Below are 19,585 nucleotides of genomic sequence, written 5' to 3'. Positions count from 1 at the left end.
CGTCCCCGTCGCACTCGTCGGCCCCTGGCGGCAGGGGGCGGCACGAGGGCACGGAAGCGGACGCGCGCGGCAACAGGCTGAGAAGAGACAGCGGCCTACCCCAAGAAGTGCAGGGAGGCCGGGCCGGTCCACCCCCTTGTGAGGGTGTGGCCGCGAGCGGGAAAGGGTGTGCGGCGGCCCGTGGTTACGGTCCGTCAGTTGTTGCGCAACGTCACGCCGGGGCACAAGGATCGACCCGGTACATTTCCGTTGTCTCAGGAGTCATCATGAAAAGACGCACGTTCCTCACCGGCACCCTGCTGGGTGCCGCCGGGCTCGCCGCTGTGCCGGTCGGCGCGTCGGCGGCCACGGTGACGGTGAGTTCCCTGGACGGACTTCAGAAGGCGATCGACCGCGCGGTGCCCGGCGATCGGATAGTGGTGGCCGACGGCACGTACACCGTCCCGGCGGGGGGTGCCCTTCGCGTCTCGGGGAAGAACGGCACCGGCGACGCACCGATCACCATCGTCGCGGCATCCCGTGGCGGCGCGGTGCTCCAGGGCGAGCGCGGCTTCGTCTTCAGCGATTCGAGCAACATCGTCGTCAGCGGTTTCGCCTTCCGGCAGAGCAGCACGCTGGAGATCCCGGCGAACTCCTCGCACATCCGGCTGACGCGCAACGACTTCAAGTTCGCCGATGTCAGCGGGATGGACTGGGTCGTCGTGCGGGGCGACGACGTCAAGATCGACCGGAACCGTTTCCACGACAGGACCACTGAGGGCATCTTCGTCGTCCTCGACGGCCGCGACGCGAAGACCGTCGCCCAGAACCTGACCCTGTTCAGGAACCACTTCTCCGGTCACAGCTTCACCGGCGCCAACGGCGGAGAGGCCGTCCGGCTCGGCGACAGCGCCCGGGCACTGCTCAGCGCGAAAGCGGTCGTGGAGTACAACCTGTTCGAGAAGTGCGACGGAGACCCCGAGGCCATCTCGGTGAAGACTTCGGAGAACACCGTCCGGTACAACACGATCCGTAACAGCCGCGGCGGAATCGTGCTGCGGCACGGCAACCGTTCCACCGTGGAGGGCAACTATCTGCTCGGCGGCGCGGAAGGCGTCCGCGTCTACGGCAACGACCATCTGGTCGTCAACAACTACCTCGGTGGCCTGTCCGGGCGCGCCCTGGTGATCGGCAGCGGCACCACCCGCGATCACCACCCCGGCGAGTCGAAGGAGGAGCGGCGGGGCAACGACGCGTGCGACCGTGCGGTGATCGTGCACAACACGCTGGTCGGCAACGCCGGGACGCTCTCGGGCGAGGGTCGCGACTACGCGCCCCAGGACGTGGTCATCGCTGACAACCTCCTGGTCGCGAGCGCGGGCAGCTTGGTCGCGATGGGGAAGAACACCGGTTTCACCTGGCAGGGCAACATCCTGTGGGGTCCGGCGTCCAACGGCAACATCCCCTCCGGCGGATACCGCCGGGTCGACCCGCTCCTCCGGCAGGAATCCGACGGGGTGTCCCGGCTGTCGGCGGGCAGCCCCGCGATCGGGGCGGCGACGCTGAAGAGCCCGTCCGTCACCGAGGACATCGACGGTCACCCGCGCGGCAGAGCCCGTGACATCGGCGCGGACCAGTACACGACGCTGGCCCCGGTCCGTCGTCCCCTCACGGCTGCGGACGTGGGCCTGAACGCCTCGTGAGCGGGTGACCGAGGCGGCGGGGCGCCGGTCGCGCCTGGCCGCAGGTGAAAGGTGATCCCGGTGCACGAGTAGGCGCCGGGCCATGGGCGAGAAGACCGCTCGATGCCGCCTTGGCGGAACTGCATGTCGCCCTGGGCCACAAGGCCCAGGGAGGTAATCCGTGCGCAGCCATCGGTGGGCCCGTAAGGGGGTCGGTCAGGAGGGAACCGAGTAGCCCCCCGGAGAGGAGGGGCTTTCACGGCTGGTCCCACGTCCGGCAGACGGTGCCGTGGTTGCGCGGGGGACTGACGTGACCGTGTGGCCCAGGTCAGCCCGCCGTATGGGTCCCCAGTCGCTCGTGGACCAGCCGTGCGAATTGCGTCAGCGTGCGGGGGCCGCCGATGAGTTCGGTGGGGGAGAGCTGGACGCCGAAACGTTCGCGGGTGTGCAGGAGGAATTCGGTGCTCATCAGGGAGTCCAGGCCGAACTCCTCCAGTCGGCGGTCCGCGTCCAGTTCCGTCGGGTCGGCACGCAGGACGGTGGCGAGGAGGTGAGTCAGGGCCTCGGTGACGGCGTGCGCGGTCTCTTCGGGGGACAGTGCGGCCAGGTGGCGCAGGAACTCTTCGCGTGTGTCGTCCGATTCCGCGGCACCGGCCGGGACGAGAGCGGCGTAGCGCGGCGCCGCCAGAGCCGGGAGGACACGGCGGGCGCGGCCCCAGCGGTAGCGGCCGACGCCGGAGACGTCGGTGCCCGTGGCGACGAGGTGGTCTGCGGCCGCGAAGGCCTCGGCGGGAGCCGCGGGCTCGAAGCCGAGGTGGGCCATGGTGGCGCCCAGGTCGTTGCGGGCGACGTAGCCCGTTTCGGAGATCGGGCCCCAGGCGATCGCGCTGCCGGCGCGGCCGGCGTGGCGGCGAGCGCGAGCCAGAGCTTCCACGTAGGCGTTCGCGGCAGCGTAGGGGGCCTGCCCGGGGTTTCCGATGCTCGCTGCGACCGAGGAGTACAGCAGGAACAGGTCGACGTCCGGATCGCGGTCGGCGGTGAGGTGTGCCAGGACGTCGGCCCCGGCGATCTTGGGGGCGAGGACGGCGGCGAACCGCTCGTCGGTCAGGTCGGCCAGCGGGGCGTCGTCGAGGTGCATGGCGCAGTGGGCGATGCCGCGCAGGCGGTGCCCGGTGGCATCGACGGCTGTGATGACCTGTCGCATGGCCGTCTCGTCGGTGACGTCGGCGGCGTAGGCGGTTGCGTCGGCACCTCGCTCGGCCAGGTGGGCGAGGATCTCGGTTGCCTCGGGCGCGTTCGCGCCGCGCCGGGAGACCAGCGCGAGGTGCCGGGCACCCCGGTCGGCGAGCCATGTGGCGGTGGCGGCGCCGAAGCCGCCGAGTCCGCCGGTGACGAGATAGGTGCCGTCCGGGTCCAGGAGGGGGATGGCGGAGGGGGACTCGACGGGTACGGGCTCGTCCAGCGGGTCGAAGGCGACGACCACCTTGCCGGTGTGCTGGGAGTGCTGGAGCAGCCGGAACGCTTCGTCCACGCGGGCGGCGGGGTGGACGGTGTGGAGGAGCGGACGGTAGGCGCCGCGGACGATCCGTTCCGCGACGTCCCGCAGCAGGGGCGGGCATCGTTGCGGGTCGAACATGACGCTGTCGAGGTTGAAGCCGAGGAAGGTGAGGCTGTGGTGGAAGGGGCGTAGCAGGAGTGGGTTGTTGAGGAAGATGTCGCGTTTGCCGAGTTCGATGAAGCGGCCGTTGGGGCGCAACAGGTCGAGTCCGTGGGCGATGGCCTCTCCGCTGAGGGAGTTGACGACGATGTCGACGCCCCGGCCACCGGTCAGTTCCCGTACCCGCGGGACGAAGTCCAGGCTGCGCGAGTCCAGGACGTGGGCCGCGCCGAGGGTGTGCAGCAGGTCGCGTTTGGCCTCGGTGCCCGCGGTGGCGATGACGTGGAGCCCCAGGTGCCGGGCGCTCTGGAGGACGGTCAGGCCGACCGCCCCGGCGCCGCCGTGCACCAGGACCGTCTCGCCGGGGAAGGTCCGGGCCTGCTCGGCGAGGGTGTGGTGGACGGTCAGGAACGCCACCGGGAAGGTCGCGGCCTCGGCGTAGCTCATTCCGTCCGGGACGCGCAGTGACGTGGCGGCCGGTGTGACGGTGTGCGAGGCCAGTGACGCGGGCATCGGTCCGAGCACCCGGTCGCCTGGTGTGAACGTGGTGACCCCGGGGCCCGTGGCGCGGACGATGCCCGCGCAGTCGGTGCCCAGCCCGCGGCTGAGGGGGCTGCCTTCGACGGCTTCGGGCGGCAGCAGCCCGTTGGCCCGCATCGGATCGCGGTAGTTGAGGCCGACGGCCCGGACCTCGACGAGGATCTCGCCGGGGCCCGGACGCAGCGGTTCGGTCCGGCGCCAGACGAGTCGGCGGGAGAGCCCTGGGTCCCGGACCTCCAGAACGTACGGGGTGTGGCCGGGGGCGGGGTCGGGGCGGTCGGCCGGACGCTGGAGCTGGCGGGGGACGAAGCGTCCGTTCCGGGTGAGGACGATCTCGTCCTCGGCGCCGGGCGCGAGCAGCTCGTGGGCCAGTCGGCGGGCGCCCGTGGCCGGGGCGTCGGAGCGGTCCAGGGAGATCCGGCGCAGGGACAGGCCGGGGTGCTCGTTGGCCAGGACGCGGGCGGCCCCCCACACCGCTGCGTCGGCCGGGTGGGCGGGGCGCTCGGGCGCGGGGAACAGTCCGCTGGGGCGGGTGACCAGCCACACCCCGCCGATCGCCCCGGAACGGGCGGCACTCAGCGCGCGCAGGACGGCGGCGCGACGGGTCGTCAGGGCGACCACCTCCGCGCAGGCGTCCGTGGCCAGCAGCAGGACGACGCCGGGCGGGACACCCCCGGAGGGGAGGGCGGCATCCCAGGCGGCCGGGTCCTCGGGGGTGGCGACGACGTCGGCTTGGCCGAGCAGCTCGGCCAGGGCTCGGGCGAGGGGGACCTCGTCGGAGGTCTCGGTCACGACGAGCCAGGCGGCGCCCGGTTCCGGCGTGGGTGGTGCGGGCCCGTCCGCGGGCAGGCGGTCGGCGGACGCCAGCAGGACGGAGCGGTCCTCGATGCCCGTGCGGACCGCACCCGTGAAGCCGCACGTGGCCAGCAGCGGCAGCCACTTCTCCCGGGCGAGCAGCCGGGTCTCCGGGCGTAGCGCGTGGTCGCCACGCTGCCAGAACGCCTCGGTCGCCCCGAGGACGAAGGCCGTACGCCAGACGTCGTGCGGCTCCGTGGAGAGCAGCAGGCCGCCGGGGGAAAGGAGGGTGCGGACGTGCCCCAGCGCGGCCGTCAGGTCGGTGGCGGTGTGCAGCGCGTCCCCGGCGACGACCAGGTCGAAGCCGCCATCGGGGAAGCCCTGGGAGAGCGGGTCACGGTCCAGGGCGAGGAGGCGGTATTCGACGAAGTCGTAGTCGACGAAACGGTGTTCGGCCCGGGCGAAGCCGGTCGCCGTGGCATCGGTGCAGGTGAAACGGGTGCGGTCGGCCGGGAGGAGGGGCAGCAGTGCCGCGGTGAGGGCGTGGGTGCCGGCGCCGGCCTCCAGCACCCGCAGCGGGCGGTCCCCGGGCCACTGCCGGACGGCCTCGGTGACGAGTGCCATGACGACGCGGTGGGCGAAGCGGCGGGCGGGCGCGGTCGCGTGGAGCTGCTCGAGCACGGGGTCCCCGGGCGGCAGGAGTTCCGCCGCCTCGGAGGCGCCGCGCAATACGTCGGGCAGGTGGCGCAATTGCCGGTTGATCAGGACGGTTTCGGCAGCGCAGGCCGGGTGGTCCTCCACCAGCTTCCGCAGCAGCTCGCCCGGGCGCGGCACCGTGCGGGTGAGCCGCCACCGCTCGTTGTCCATGAGCTCGGCCAGCCCGTGACGTGCCACGAGCGGGAGCATCAGCCGGACCAGACGCCGGTGCTGGGGCCGCAGGCCCCCGGCCACGAGGTCGCCCGCGGCGAAGGTGGCGGCGGGGTCGGTGAGCAGCCCGGCGAGGGCGGCCGCCCAGCAGTGGGCTCCGGCCTCCTCGGCCGCGGCGGCGCAGCGGTCGTGGCCGCTCTCGCGCAGCGCCGCACGCGCTGCGGACATGCGGTCCTCGACGGCCGCCAGCAGATCGGCGGGCGGCGGCAGCGGGGAGGAGGCGGCGGGGGACAGGGGGAGCGGTGCGGCGCGCAGGACGGTGCGCTGGACGGTCACCGGCGTGTGGTCGCTGTTGTCCATCCGGCGGGTGCGGCAGCCCTCGATCTGTGCCGAGACGGTGCCGTCCTCATCGGCGTAGGCGATGTCCCAGCAGAACTCGTTCTCGGTGCGGGCGCGTTGGCGCAGATGCACGAAGCCCGTCGGCGCGGGCGTGCGCCAGACCCGTACCGCGCCGAACACCGAGGGCAGGTAGGCCCGGCCGCTGTCCATCCACCTCTCGACGAGCGCGACGGTGGCCTGGAGGGGGCCGTCCAGCACCACGGGGTGGACCGTGTACGGGGCGCCGGGTTCCTCGTGCCGGTAGGAGGCCAGCAGTTCGCCTTCGCCCACGTGCACCTCGCCCAGCAGCTGGAAGGCCGGCCCGACACCGAGGCCGACGCGGTGGCAGGTGCGGTAGAAGTCCGCGGCGGCGACCGTACGGGGGCACCGCGCGCGCAGCGCCTCCGGATCCAGCGGGGCGGGGGCCGCCCCGAGCAGGGTGCGGACCTCGGCACGCACCACCGGCTCGCACGCGCCGCCGCGGCCCTGGCTGCTGCTGATGGTCAACGCGCCATCGGCCGGGGTCACGGCCGTCTGGAGGCGCACGCCCTCCGGGTCGGGCCAGCCCAGGGCCAGCGGCCGGAAGATCTGCAGATGCCGCACCTCCACCGGCCGGCCCAGAGCCAGTCGCCCGGCCGACAGGGCCATCTCCAGATACCCGGCGGCCGGCATCAGCACCGTCCGCGCGATCCGGTGATCCCCCAACCAGGGCGCCAACTGCGGCTCGACGGTGCCCTCCCACAGCGCGTGGGGCGCCGGGAGCCGCTCGCCCAACAGCGGATGGTCGAGCAGGCCGGTGCCGCTGGTGCGCACGACCATGTCCTGCGGGGCCCCGTGCCAGTACCGCTCGCGCTGCCACGGGTAGGGCGGCAGGTCGGCCACCCGGCCGGGGGCGGGGAAGTGCGTCGGCCAGTCCACGACCGCACCCGTCGCGATCAGCCCGGCGACGGCCGCGGCCGCTTCCCTCGGCCCGTCGCCGTCACGGCGCAGGGTGGGGACGTAGGAGGCGCCGGTGCGACGCAGATAGGGCCGGAGCACCGGGTGCGGGCCGATCTCCACGAGGATGCCCGCATGTTCCGCGACGACGTGGGCGACGGCCGCGGCGAAGCGGACCGGTTCGCGTACGTTGCGCCACCAGTAGTCGGGGGTCAGCGCGTCCCCCGGCAGCGGGGTGCCGGTGACGGCGGAGACGAACGGGACCCGGACCGGGGCCGGGGCCAGCCCGGCCAGAGCGGCCCGCAAGGGGTCCGCGATCGGGTCCATGGCCCGGCTGTGGAAGGCGTAGTCGAGGCCCAGCTCGCGGAAGAAGACGTCCCGGGCATTCAGCTCGGCGCCCAGATCCGCCAGCGCCCGCGGGTCGCCCGCCACCGTGACGTCCCGGTCGCTGTTGATCCCGGCCAGCTCCAGGGCACCCTCGTAGCGAGCCAGCGCACCGAGGGCCTCCGCCTCGGACAGCCCGACGGCCGCCATCCGGCCGGCACCCGCCGTCACCCCCTGGGCGCGGCTGCGTTCGGCGATCACCCGGGCCGCGTCGTCCAGAGGCAGCGCTCCGGCCACATGGGCGGCGGCCACCTCACCGACGCTGTGCCCGGTCACCGCCGAGGGACGCAGCCCCCGCGCGGCGAACAGCGCGGCCAAGCCGATCTGCACGGCGAACAGGACGGGCTGGGCGATCTCGGTACGCCGCCAGGCCGCGGCGTCGGGCCCGGCCAGCTCCCTCGCCACCGACCACCCCAGGTGCGGCGCCAAGGCGGCGTCCGCCTCTTCGACGGCGGCCCGGAAGACGACGTCGGCCGCCAGCAGATCCGCGGCCATGCCCGGCCATTGCGAGGCGTTGCCGGAGAAGACGTACGCCACGGTGCGCCGGTCAGCCGCACGGGCCAGTGCCCCGGTGGCGGGCGTCCCGGCGAGGAGCCGGTCGAACTCCTCCGCCGCACGCTCCGGCCCGTCGGCGAGGACGGCCGCGCGGTGCGGGTGCGCGCTGCGGCGCAGCGTGGTGGTGCGGGCCAGGTCGTAGAACTCCTCGGGGGCGGCCTCCCGCAGCCGGGCCGAGACCCGCCCGGTCAGCTCCCGGAGCGCCGCGGCCGAACGAGCCGAGACCACCACAGGCAGGGTGCCCCCGGTGTGCGGCCGGTGGTGGTCCGGCGGGGCGGGCGGTGGGATGAGGACCGCGTGGGCGTTGGCCCCGCCGAAGCCGAAGGAGTTGACGCCCACCGCGGCCCGCTCGCCCAGGCACAGCCCGACGGACTCGACGGTGGGGGCGAGGCCCAGGCCTGCGAAGTCGATGGCAGGGTTCAGCGGGTGGGCGTGCAGCGTCGCCGGGGCCGTGCCGTGCCGCAGCACCAGCAGGGCCTTGAGCAGGCTCGGCATCCCGGCAGCCGGTTCCAGGTGGCCCACGTTGGACTTGACCGAGCCGATCGGCAGCGGCCCCCGCGTTCGGCGCTGCCCCAGGGCCCGTCCGATGGCGGCCGCCTCCGCCGGGTCACCCGCCGGGGTCCCGGTGCCGTGTGCCTCGAAGTACACCAGGTCGTCCGGCTCCACCCCCGCCCGCTCGTACACCGCGCGCAGCAGCGCCTCCTGGGCGTGGGAACTGGGCAGGGCCATGCCCTGGGTGCGGCCGTCGCAGTTGGTGCCCGTACCGGCGATCACCGCGTGGATCCGGTCGCCGTCCGACAGCGCGTCCGCCAGCCGCTTGAGGACCACGACGCCCCCGCCCTCGGACCGCACGAAGCCGTCGGCGCCGGCGGAGAAGGCCGCGCACCTGCCACGCCGCGACAGCATGCCCGCATGCGAGAAGCCGGCGAAGGCGTAGGGCCCGATCAGCACGTTGACCCCGCCGGCCAGGGCGGTGCGGCTGGTGCCGTCCAGCAGCGTCCGGCAGGCCCGGTCGAGGGCCACCAGGGCCGAGGAACAGGCGGTGTCGACCGCCATGCTCGGCCCGCGCAGGTCGAAACAGTACGACAGGCGGTTCGCTGCGATCGACAGGGTGCTGCCGCTCATGGCGTACGGGCTGGTGTGGTTCTCCTGGGTCATGATGAACTGGCCGTAGGCCGGGTCGGAGACGCCGATGTAGACGCAGGTGTCCGAGCCGGCGAGCGACTCGGCGGGGATCCCGGCATCGTCCAGCGCCTCGGCCGTCATCTCCAGCAGCAGCCGCTGCTGCGGGTCGACATACGGAGCCTCTTTGGGGGCGATGCCGAAGTAGCCCGGGTCGAAGCAGGCCACGTCGTCGAGGAACCCGCCGGCGCCCGTGTAGCTCCGCCCGGCGCGCACGGCCCCGGGGTCCACGAAGCGGGTCCTGTCGAAGCGGTCAGCCGGGATCTCGCCGACCAGGTCACGGCCCTCGGCCAGGGCCGCCCACAGCCCGGCCAGGTCGGTGATCCCGCCGGGCAGCCGCAGGCCCGCACCCACCACGGCCACCGCGCGGTCACGCTGCCCCATGACATGCACCATTCCCCCCGCAGGAACCGAACCGGTCGGATGTGGCACGGGAGGGATGCCCAACATCCGTGCCGATCAAGCGACTTGTAGCTCTATATGGTGAATTGCCTTCGTAGTACTTGAATTGACATGTGAAGTGGTTATGGTGATGCCGTGCCTGACACCCGGCGTGCCCGTCTGGCTGCGACAGCGGTCCATCTGCCGTCCCGCTACCGAACCATGGGCGCCATCCGGGAGCGGATCGCGGCCTCGGGCGGGGCATATGTTCCCCCGGCCGGACTTCTGGAAGACCTCACCGGAGTGCGCGGGGTCCATGTGCGCGACGAGGGCGTCCAGGCGTCCGACCTCGCGGTGGCGGCCGCCACCAAGGCGCTGGAAGCGGCGGGTGCCGGCATCGACGAGGTCGACCTGCTGCTGTTCGCCGCCACCAGCCACGACCTCCTCGAGCCGGCGACCGCGCACATCGTGGCCGCGAAACTCGGCGTCGTCTGCCCGGTGTTCGACATCAAGAACGCCTGCAACAGCGTGCTCAACGCGGTGGAGACGGCATGCGCCTTCATCGCCGTAGGCCGGTACCGCACCGTGCTGATCGCTTGTGGCGAGACGCTCACGGAAACCACCCGCTGGCGCCTGCCCGACCACGAGGCACTCCTGCGGGCCATGCCCGGCTACACCGTCTCCGACGCCGGCGCCGCCCTCGTCCTGACCGCCGGCCCCGCGGGGGAGCACGACCCCGGCGTGCTCTCCCTGGTCTTCGGGGGCAACCCCACGGCCTGGGAGGCCTGCACCGTGGCCGGCGGCGGCTCGCTGCACGGCCGCTCCACCGACGACGAGCACACCACCCTCCGGCTCAACGGCAGCCTGCTGCACGACGCGTTCGACGTCCTGCCCCTCGCGCTGGAGGTCCTCGCACACCGCGAGATGGAGGCGGTCCGCGCGAGCGCGTTCATCGCCTTCCACCAGATATCGATGTCCCAGTTCCTCGACACGTCGACCAAACTCTGCCTGCCCGCCGACCGTTGCCTGGCCACCGTGGCCGAGCACGGCAACTGCGGCGCCGCCTCACTGCCCCTGCAACTGGTCGCGGCCCAGGAGTCCGACCGAGTGGAGCCCGGGGACCTGGTGGGACTGATCGGCCTGGCCAGCGGAGCCTGCTTCGGCGTCGTCCAGGTGCGCCTGTGACATCGACGCGCGGTGTCGCCACCATACGGCCCGCGTCCTTCACTCCGCCCCTACTGCTGCCCGGCTACCCCCGCCCGGAGCGTCGGCGCCGCGCCCCCGGCCACCGGACAGCGCTACAGCGACACCGGCGCCGACGATCCCGTACTGTTCCTGCGCGGAGGGCGCCGCGGCGCGTTCTTGACCGACGACTCCTCGGCGAACACCCGTCCCATCGCGTAAATCTCTCCCTCGGGCATCCTCGACCGCAGGGTCCGCACCAGGCGCCTCTCCAGATCCGACAGCCTCAGCCCGGCGTCCGACCGAGCCGCGCCACGCAGCATCACCCCATACAGCAGCCACACCCCGCGCCGAAGTCGCCATCGGCTCGCCCCGCCTTGTCAGGGCCCCGCCTTGCACTTGCGCCCGCAACCGCTCAAGACGCTCACCGGCGGAGAAAGGAACGGGTGACGCGGGCCACCCCCGGCGGCCGGACCGCTTGCGGCGATGGATACGGCACGTGCGCCGACACCATGAGGGAGTGGCTCGATCTGGAGGGGACGGCTCTTTCTGGACGATCGGCCGCGTGCGGGGGAGTGCCGGTCACCCACGCGACGGAGAGCGCGCCGGAACACGAACCGCCCGCGCTCCGCGTCGCAGCGCATCTCCCAGGTGCGACGTCCCGGTCGTTCTCGACCGGGTGCGAGCGGGCCGAGGACGACCGGCCCGGTCGACGGCCGCCGGAGTCAGTCCCTGCGCGGCCCCCGGAAGTCCACCGACGTGACGAGGGCGTAGTCGAAGTAGATCGGGTCCCCCTCCTCGTCCATCGGGTACTCAAAGCTGCTCTCGTTCGACAGGATCACCTTGAGGTCGGGAAGGGTGTCCACTCCGCTGTCGTTCTGCTCGACCGCGTAGCCCCGTTCCTCAAGGCGATCCAGTAGCTCGTCGCTGGGAGTTCGGAAGACGTCGAGCCCGTCGAGGGCGACCGTCACGTCCGCGTCCTCGATTCGGAACCGGTACACATGGATGTCGGTCAGCGCGCCCTTGGTGAAGCCCAGAGTGAACTCCGTGCGGGACTCCTCGTGCTTGCAGAGCGCCTGTCCGGGCGCGTCGCCATAGTCCGGGTCGGACGGGGCGAAGCCCAGTTCTTGCGCGGCCCCGACCGCTTCGTCGGCCGACATGCCGAGCCTCAGCGTGGCAACTCCCACCTCCGGCAGCAGCTCCAGAATCATCGCTATCCCTTCCAACCGTCCGATGCGTACCGCCGCCTAATCTGCCGCATCCCCCGTGTCCCTCCTCCCGGGGGCGGTGCACATCGCAGCGGAGTCCTCACGGCAGCAGCTCGGCCTCGTCGATCCGTCTTCGGCGCGGTGGCGGCCAGAATCGGCGCTTCGAGATCGCTCCCTGACCTGACGACCCCCAGCCCGGCACCCACAGCCCCGGAAAGCCCTCACCTGTGCCGATCTGCCAGCGAGGACCCGCGTCACTCCGCGATCAGGCCCGAGGCCTCGTGCGGCGAGGTGAAGGCGAAGACCATGGCGTCGTGGCAGCGGCTGCCGGGGGTCTGGCCGCGCAAGGCCCCGGTGCAAGGAGGCCGTCCGGCCTGCCTGCACCGTTCACGGGTCCCGGCGATCAGTTGAGGGTTCGGCAGAGGACGGCGTTCGGCTTCTTGATCAGTCCGGTGTAGGCGAAGCCGGCCAGGTACTCGTCGGCCCGGCACTGGGCTTTGTGGTTGCCGTTGGCGAATTCGCCGCCGGGGTTGCCGGAGGGGCGGTTGTCATCGGAGTCGAACCACAGGGTGCGGCTCGTGGTGCCCTTGGCGGTGTCGGCCTTGGCGCACAGGGCGGCGTGAATCCAGGACCGGTCGGTGCTGTAACCGATCATCATGTAGGTGTTGGGGCACTGGACTTTGGTCTGCCCGGAGGCCCAGTCGCCGCTGGGGAGCGGGCTGGGCTCGCTGGTGACGACGGTGTGGGGGGCGCCGGGCTGCCAGAGGCTGCGGCCGCCGGCGTCGGTGCACAGGCCGCGGCCGTAGCCACCGGTGCCTGCCCGGCTGAGGCCGATGAGGCGCTGCCCGTCGGGGCAGGCGGCCTTGCGGTAGCCGTTGTCCCAGTCGCCCGCCGCCCGCATGCGCCGGGAGGCGATGTGGTCATCGTGGTCGAGGTCGAGCATGGAGTAGGTGTCGGTCCTGGTCACCTGGCCGGTGTGGCCGGGGGAGGCGGCCAGGCGCTTCCAATGCTCGGCGCGCCAGTCGGCTGTGCCGTTGTCGTCCAGGATGCTGCGCCGGTTGCCGTTCTTGTCCCATTCGAGGGCGGCCCAGCCGTTGTTGCTCTCGGTCCAGCCCATCAGGGGCCAGTAGGCGTAGTCGGCGTCGGTATTGATGAGGTACTGGACGAAGTTGCGGAACCAGCCCTTGCTCTTCTGGTCGGTCTCGGTGCGGCCGCCGACCCCGAATTCGCTGATCCACAGGGGATGGGTGTAGTGCCGGCCGTTTTCCTGGGAGACGAAGAAGGCTTCCCGGTTGAGGGTGGCTTTCAATTCGGTGGGGGAGAGGTCCTGGTAGCGGGGGTCGGAAGTGGCGCCCAGCCCGCCGGAGGCACCGGTGTGTTTGGATCCGGTATAGCCGTAGAAGTGGGCGGAGTAGACGAGTTTGTCGGAGACGACGAGGGTGTGGGAGAGAGTGCGCGCCGGCTGCAAGTGGGGGCGGTGGCCGCCGAGGCCGGGGACGCCCCTCCAGTTGATCCCCTCGATGATGATCAGGAGGTCGGGGTTGGCTTCCGTGAGGATGCGGTCGCCGGCCCGCTGGGCGGCGGAGAACCAGTCCTGGCCGCCACCGTTTTCGCCCCAGTTGGGGAAGTTGATGTTGTGGGGGCGGACCTCGTTGTAGAGGTCGGCTCCGACGACGCGGGAGTTGCCCTTGTACCGCTTGGCCATGGCGATCCAGTCGGCTTCCCAGGCAGCCGTGGTCTGGTTGCTGTTCCACATCGCGTTCTCATCCAGGCCGCAGCACCACTTCGAGGAACTGGTGTGGTTGTTGAGGATGACAGCGAACCCCTGGTCGGTGAGTTCCTGGACGACCGCGTCGTAGACCTGGAGGGGCGTCTTGCCGCGGAGCCGGGGATTGGCTGCGACGGACGCGTCGCTGACCGGCCGGGTGTCCTTGATCATCTCGTTGGAGAACGGCAGCCGGATGCTGTTGAGGCCTAACTCATGGAAGCCACCCAAAATCCTGGAGAGAGGGGCACGGTCCAGCCCGAGCGGCATCTGGTCGGCTTTCTCGCCGGCGTGGTGATTGGCTGGGTCATTGATGTCCCCGGAGCCGTTGTAGGTGCCGGATGCTCCGTGCCAGTTGCCTGAGCGGAGACGGAACCGGTTGCCGTCCGCGTCGACGACGTAGCGGCCGCGTGTGCTGAGCGGCCCCGCCCACGAGGCGGCAAGAGCAGTCCCGTCCGCGGGGACGGCCTGAGCAGCCGGGGCAGCTTGGGCAGCCCGGGCGGGCGGGACACCCGGGCCGGCTATCGCAGGGTATGCACCGGTGGCGAGCAGGACCAGGCCCACTGCGGCCGCTGTGGCCGGCCGGCCGAACAGATGCCCCAGGCGTCTTGCGGGGAGGGAGACCATGGCAGGGGTGATTCCTTTCTTCGGGGGAGACGAGGCAGCTTGAGGGCGCCTCCGGGGTGGTGCGGACAGCGGTCGGGCCGGGGAGGGCGCGCGGGGGTGCCGACGATGCCATGGGCGTCCGCACGGCACTGACCGTGGTCCGGCGCCGGAAGTCCGTCGGCCGGGCGGAACCACCACTGGCCGCCCCCCCCGGTTTTTCGCCAAGCCCATTCCTCTCAACGAGCTGCGAGCAGGGCATCACAGCAGAAACCCAAACGGTCGAGCACGAGCAGGCGGGACACAAGGGCATGGCAGGCCAAAGATTCCTGAGCCGATGCGGTTTGCTGCGCCACTTACTGAGCGTTCCCCCGTGGTGTCGGTGGGCGGTGACGGTGGTGGATCCTTAGGTCGCGTTGGGGGGCTGATGAACAGCACAGTAGGCAGGCTGGGGTTATGGACGAGAGTCGAAGTGCCCTTGGGCAGCCTGCCGTTCTGGCCGGAGATGAGCGTGCGTGATCGATATCATCACTGATGCCGACCGCTTCCCGGTCAGCATGTCGGCGAGACCCGTCGAGGAGGTCCCTCGACGGGATTCCGATCCCTGATCGGCCTGCTCGCGCTCAACGGCACCGACCACCGCATCCACGACGAGCAGAAGGCCACCATCGCTGACCACATCCGCTGGCGGAACGGTCGCGCCGAGCCGAAGGCTAGCTTCGCAGCCGAGTCACCGATCCAGCAGTGAGCGTATTCAGCGTTGCCGCTCCAGGGTGAGGACGGCTTTGCTGATGACGGTCATGTGGTTGGGGCTGATGCGGGATCTGCGGAAGATCTGCCAGGACTTCAGTCGTGCCATGCTGCGTTCGACCGGTGCCCGGGCTGCGGCCAGGGCCCGGTTGACGGTGCGCTGGGTGAGGGTGGGTTCACCGCGCGGTGGGCGTTTGAGTCCGGTGGTGACCCAGGAGCCGGCGCCCTGGTAGGCGCGGTCGGCGAGGATCGGGACGCCCTGGCGTTCGCAGATCCGGATGATGTGGTGGGTTCGGGCTGCGGTCAGGTCGTGGGTGCGGCCCGGCAGCGCGGGTGAGATCCACAGCACCTCGCCGGCGGGGTCGGTGACGACCTGGACGTTCACGCCGTGCCGGCGGTGCTTGGCCGAGTAGTCGGCCCGGCTGTCGCCGACGCGGTCGCACTCGGCGAGAGTCCCGTCCAGCAGGACGAACTCCGGATCGTGCTCGCGAAGCGTCTTGAGCAGGCCCGGCGCGCGGTCGGCGAGCAGGCCGGTGGCGGCGGTGGCGTAGGCGTGGGCGGTGCCGACGGATATCCCGAAGCCGGCGGCGATCCGGGAGAGGGTGTCGTGGTGGCGTAGGTACACCAGAGTGACGAGCGCACGCCGGTGCGGCGGGAGTTTGCACCGCCGGTCACCCTCTCGGGTGACGATGAGCATCGTGACCCACTCGACCAGGGCGTGCGGGAGGTCGAGTGCGGCAGAATAGGGAACCAACAGGGCTTCTGTGGCGGCGGGTTGAGACTTCGAACACCTCCCTCAACGGCACCGGAGCCTTGTGCGTTGCGTCCCTCACCTCGACCTCATCGGCCTCACCCGATCAGTAGCCACGCTGAAAACGCTCAGTGAGTGCGCTCATGGCGATCCCCTCGATCGAGGTCACCACAGTCCAGCATGCCGAACGGTCCTACGAACGGCCCACCGACCCCGTTCACCCGTACGAGTGCCGCAGCAACATCCGGAACCTGACGCTCCCCCATACCAGCCCGGCGAGCCCAGGTTTGGCATCTACGCACAGTGACGCGCTTCTCACAATCGCGACCGTGCGGGGTGACTTTTATTGCGTCATCCGGTGTTCTTGACCGTCGACAGACCTGAAGTGAGCATGTCGATAGGACTGGTGTGAATTGGACAGATATTTCGGTCACCTGTGGAGCGGTAAGACGCTGGCTGCCATCCGGAGCCGCCTCGCCGCCGTCGTGGGCACCGTCGCACTGATCGCGGCCGCCCTCACCGGCGCCGCCACCGGCACGGCCACCGCCGCGACCACCGGGGCGGCGATGGCCGGCGGCTGGTCCTGCTCCGGGGCGCCCGTCCCGGACGGGTACGTCATCACCAACTACAGCCGCGGCGGCTGCAACGGCGCCGGCGCCTGGTACCAGGAGCCCGTGCGCGACGGTATCTGGACCTGCGGCGGCTCGCCGATCGTGACCGGCTATGTGATCACCAACTACAACCGCATCGGTTGCAACGGCGTCGGCGGCTGGTACCACGAGCTCGCCCGTGACGGCCGCTGGACCTGCGGGGGCTCGCCCATCCCGCCCGGCTACGTCATCACGGGCTACAACCGCACCGGCTGCAACGGCGTCGGCGCCTGGTACCACCAGCTCGTCCGCAACGGCATCTGGACCTGCTCCGGCTCCCCGATCCCGCCCGGCTACCGCAGCATCAACTTCATGGCGGGCGGCTGCAACGGCATCGGCGCCTGGTGGATGGTGCGCGCCTGATCTCACGGTCGCGTCGAACGAAGGGCCCGCCCCCACCGCCTGCCCGGCGGGGGCGGGCCCTTCGCTCCGCGCAGATCTTCCGCAGATCCCGCATCAGCCCCAACCACATGACCGTCATCAGCAAAGCCGTCCTCACCCTGGAGCGGCAACGCTGAATACGCTCAGTGGACCGATTACCCGGCCAAGGCTGCATGACAGGCCATCAGTGACAGCCCGGGCTGACAGGCGGGAGGGAAGGTCGTGATTCTCTCGGCTCGCCTCAGCGCCAGGAGCTACTGTCGCGAGCATGGTCGAACACGATGCCCTCAGTGCCACCCGCGACGCCTACGACGCTGCTGCCCCCACCTATCTGCAGCTGTTCCGCGACTCGCTGCGTGACAGCCCCCTGGACCGCGCGATCCTGGGTGCCTTCGCCGAGGTCGTAAGTGCGAGTGGGGATGGTCAGGTCGCGGACCTGGGGTGTGGGCCTGGCCACATCACTGCTCATCTGGACGAGCTGGGGCTGGCGGCGTTTGGTGTTGATGCCTCCCCTGCGATGATCAAGTTGGCTCGACAGGCCTATCCGGGCCTGCGGTTCGACGTGGGCTCGATGGCCGCGTTGGACATCGCTGACGGCGTGCTGGGCGGCGTACTCTCACGTTGGTCCATCATCCACACTCCACCACAAGAACTCCCCGTCACCTTGGCGGAGTTCCACCGTGTGCTGGCACCCGGCGGCCACCTTCTGGTCGGCTTTTCGGCAAGCGATGATCCGTCTCACCCGACGCAGGTCTTCGATCACGCAGTCGCGCCGGCCTATCGGTGGTCTCCTGATCACCTTGCCGAGATGCTGCGCACGTCCGGGTTGGTCGAGGTAGCCCGGATGGTTCGCGAGCCCCAGCCCACCGACCGACGGCAGTTTCAGGAGGTTCAACTACTCGCCCGCAAAGCCTAAGGGCTGTCCTGCAATGATCTCTGAGTCGGCCTGGGGCGCGTGATAAGCGGCGTGCTGGCTTACCCGGCGACAGTGAGGTTGTGCAGGCGGGTGATGCCGAGCATGGCGTGGTGGACGCCGTCGCCCTTCAGGCGGCAGTCGCGGAGGATCTTCCAGCTCGTCATGCGGGCGAAGGCAGGCTCGAGCCGCGACGGGGCACCGCCGGCGGCGCCGCAGTGTCGGCGGTGCACGGCAAGGTGCGGAGAGTTACTCCTGGCACTGCTCGTAACAGTGGCCTTGGTGCCACTCGCAGCAGGCGTGGTGTGCCGAACGCACCAGGTCGTCGTCTCGATCGTGAAACTCTGTGATGATCCGGCCGTCCTCAACCCGTGACAGCCCGATTTGCTTGGTGAAGTCGATCTTTAGTGTTTCCAGTTCGCGCCTCATGCAACGCACCGCATACCTACGGGCGGCTTCGGGGTATTGGGCGAAGACTTTGTCGATTTCGGCAAAGAATTCAGGGTCGCGCTCAGGTCCGCAGGCGGGCTTCTTGTTCATGGTTACCCTCCGCACCAGTGAGTACTGTCGTATGACCTCTCGGCTTTGAAGCAGATGTCACTTTGCTCATGCGGCCCGGTGACGACCGGGCTTTAGCTCGTACTGCTGCACGTTGCCCTCCCGAGGTGGGCGGCGTGTAGGGGTGTTCGCCCCTACACCCACGATGGCTCGGCAGGCGTCTGCTCGCATGTCGATCTGGGCGCTGTCCTGCAAGGATCACCTGAGTCGGGGACTGTGAGGTGGCGAAGGTGGGCGACGCCGAGCGTGGCGTGGTGGACGCCATCGCCTTTCAAGCGGAAGTCGCGAAGGATCTTCCAGCACTTCATGCGGGCGAAGACGTGCCCAGCTGATATTTCTGGCTGCGGCTGCGGCTGCGGCTGCGGCTGCGGCTGCGGCTACGGCCCGGCAAGAGAAGGCCCGAACCTCGTTCACCGGGAGGTTCGGGCCCTTTGGTATCCGCCCCTTCGTAGCACCCGCAGGTGTGCCGTTCCGGTCATGCCACCGAGCTGTGCTCAGGTGATCGCGTCGGACAGTCACCGGGGTGTGCGAACGGGCGCGGGTCATTGCATTCGCGTCGAGCCATTGTGCCTGCGCACCGTTCTCGGCGGGGAGCGGACGGCCGGTCAGAGGTGCGCGATCAGGAATTCCCGGAACTCGGCGTGGGTCATCGGTCCCGCGCTACGTGCCGCCACCTCACCTTCCTTGAGTAGGACGACGGACGGGGCCCCGGTGACGCCGTACCGCTTGGTCGCCACCGGACAACGGGTGATGTCGATCTTGACGGCCGTCAGGAGGTTCGCGTACTCCTCGGCGATCCGACCCACGACAAGGTCCATTGCCCGGCACGCCTCGATCGCCTTAGGCCACGTCCCGGAGAAGTAGGCGAGGACCGGGCCGTCGCTCATCCTGAGGACAAAGTCGACCTCCTCGTCCTCGAGTGGCTGATGAACCCGTCTTGGCATCGGAGCTCCTGACCTCGTGATCGACGTATCGGGGCACCATCATCGCCTGTGACTCGCGGAGTCGACTTACCCGGGAAGGCCGCCGGGCAAGTGGCCCCGGTCAGCAGGGGGTGCTGCTGACCAAGGCGCGGTGCGCGAGCGCCTCTCCTGCACTTTCCCGCGCTGCTGGAGATCGCGAAACGGGTGCACCGCGAGGCTGACGGAGCTGACCCACCTGGCGCTGGTCTACTCCAAGCTTCCGGAATCAGCGTTTTCTTTAACCTCCGGCCCAGGACCTCTGCGGCCCAGCAGTCGACGGGACCCCGACCACGGCGCTCGTGTGGCCAAACGTGCACACCCCTGCACCGAGGGGGCATGGGCCACAGCATGCACCGGCACCATGCGAGCCCTCGCGGTCGGCCGGGAAGCCTGCTACGAGGGGCCGAGACCGCCCACGGCAATGCGGGTTCACGGCATCGGAGCGCACGCTGCCACTCATAGAGGGCACGGGCGCGCGTCGTACGCCGTCGACAATCCGGCCTGTGCTGTGCTGAGCCCATGAGCT

The 19,585-nt window shown here is 70.7% G+C and carries 10 protein-coding genes and 3 pseudogenes; 5 read left to right on the top strand and 8 right to left on the bottom strand.

Annotation, left to right across the window (positions count from 1 at the left end):
- Positions 1 to 266: 266 nt before the first annotated feature.
- Positions 267 to 1,682 carry a polysaccharide lyase 6 family protein gene (locus tag FHS38_RS19570; RefSeq protein WP_184735134.1) on the top strand — a complete coding sequence of 472 codons (1,416 nt, stop codon included), beginning with the start codon at positions 267 to 269 and terminating at the stop codon, positions 1,680 to 1,682.
- Between the two features lie 307 nt (positions 1,683 to 1,989).
- On the opposite strand, the gene FHS38_RS19565 is transcribed toward FHS38_RS19570, so the two are convergent.
- Complete coding sequence (locus tag FHS38_RS19565; RefSeq protein WP_184735132.1) at positions 1,990 to 9,339, bottom strand: type I polyketide synthase; 7,350 nt, start codon at positions 9,337 to 9,339, stop codon at positions 1,990 to 1,992.
- A 153-nt stretch (positions 9,340 to 9,492) separates the two neighbouring features.
- Between FHS38_RS19565 and FHS38_RS19560 the strand changes: the two genes are divergently transcribed.
- Positions 9,493 to 10,521 (top strand): 3-oxoacyl-ACP synthase III family protein, encoded by a 1,029-nt coding sequence (locus FHS38_RS19560; protein ID WP_184735130.1) that lies wholly within the window; start codon positions 9,493 to 9,495, stop codon positions 10,519 to 10,521.
- A gap of 722 nt (positions 10,522 to 11,243) precedes the next feature.
- Here FHS38_RS19560 and FHS38_RS19555 read toward each other — a convergent pair.
- From FHS38_RS19555 to FHS38_RS19545, 3 genes are all read right to left on the bottom strand, one after another.
- Positions 11,244 to 11,729 carry a hypothetical protein gene (locus FHS38_RS19555; RefSeq protein ID WP_184735128.1) on the bottom strand — a complete coding sequence of 162 codons (486 nt, stop codon included), beginning with the start codon at positions 11,727 to 11,729 and terminating at the stop codon, positions 11,244 to 11,246.
- Positions 11,730 to 12,129: 400 nt separating this feature from the next.
- Complete coding sequence (locus FHS38_RS19550) at positions 12,130 to 14,118, bottom strand: glycoside hydrolase family 5 protein (RefSeq protein ID WP_184735126.1); 1,989 nt, start codon at positions 14,116 to 14,118, stop codon at positions 12,130 to 12,132.
- Positions 14,119 to 14,848: 730 nt separating this feature from the next.
- Positions 14,849 to 15,598, bottom strand: coding sequence for a transposase family protein (locus tag FHS38_RS19545; RefSeq protein ID WP_184735124.1), 750 nt, complete (start codon positions 15,596 to 15,598; stop codon positions 14,849 to 14,851).
- A 410-nt stretch (positions 15,599 to 16,008) separates the two neighbouring features.
- On the opposite strand from FHS38_RS19545, the gene FHS38_RS19540 reads away from it, so the two are divergent.
- From FHS38_RS19540 to FHS38_RS19530, 3 genes and pseudogenes are all read left to right on the top strand, one after another.
- Positions 16,009 to 16,608: a hypothetical protein gene (locus tag FHS38_RS19540; protein ID WP_229822932.1), complete on the top strand. Its 600-nt coding sequence runs from the start codon at positions 16,009 to 16,011 to the stop codon at positions 16,606 to 16,608.
- A gap of 38 nt (positions 16,609 to 16,646) precedes the next feature.
- A pseudogene (locus tag FHS38_RS19535) lies at positions 16,647 to 16,763 on the top strand (IS5/IS1182 family transposase); the annotation flags it as partial.
- Positions 16,764 to 16,894: 131 nt separating this feature from the next.
- Positions 16,895 to 17,542, top strand: coding sequence for a class I SAM-dependent methyltransferase (locus FHS38_RS19530; protein ID WP_184735122.1), 648 nt, complete (start codon positions 16,895 to 16,897; stop codon positions 17,540 to 17,542).
- Positions 17,543 to 17,601: 59 nt separating this feature from the next.
- On the opposite strand, the pseudogene FHS38_RS19525 reads toward FHS38_RS19530, so the two are convergent.
- The 4 genes and pseudogenes from FHS38_RS19525 to FHS38_RS19515 form a co-directional block, all read right to left on the bottom strand.
- Positions 17,602 to 17,733, bottom strand: a pseudogene (locus FHS38_RS19525) (IS5/IS1182 family transposase); the annotation flags it as partial.
- A 55-nt stretch (positions 17,734 to 17,788) separates the two neighbouring features.
- On the bottom strand, positions 17,789 to 18,079 hold the full coding sequence (locus tag FHS38_RS19520; RefSeq protein WP_184735120.1) for a hypothetical protein: 291 nt from the start codon (positions 18,077 to 18,079) through the stop codon (positions 17,789 to 17,791).
- 152 nt (positions 18,080 to 18,231) lie between these two features.
- Positions 18,232 to 18,420 (bottom strand): annotated as a pseudogene (locus FHS38_RS36380) (hypothetical protein); the annotation flags it as partial.
- A 282-nt stretch (positions 18,421 to 18,702) separates the two neighbouring features.
- On the bottom strand, positions 18,703 to 19,041 hold the full coding sequence (locus tag FHS38_RS19515; RefSeq protein ID WP_184735118.1) for a thioredoxin family protein: 339 nt from the start codon (positions 19,039 to 19,041) through the stop codon (positions 18,703 to 18,705).
- Positions 19,042 to 19,585: the final 544 nt, after the last annotated feature.

Origin of the sequence: Streptomyces netropsis, from assembly GCF_014203545.1 — a bacterium.
Lineage (GTDB): Bacteria > Actinomycetota > Actinomycetes > Streptomycetales > Streptomycetaceae > Streptomyces > Streptomyces netropsis.
This window is presented reverse-complemented; position numbering and strand designations above follow the sequence as displayed.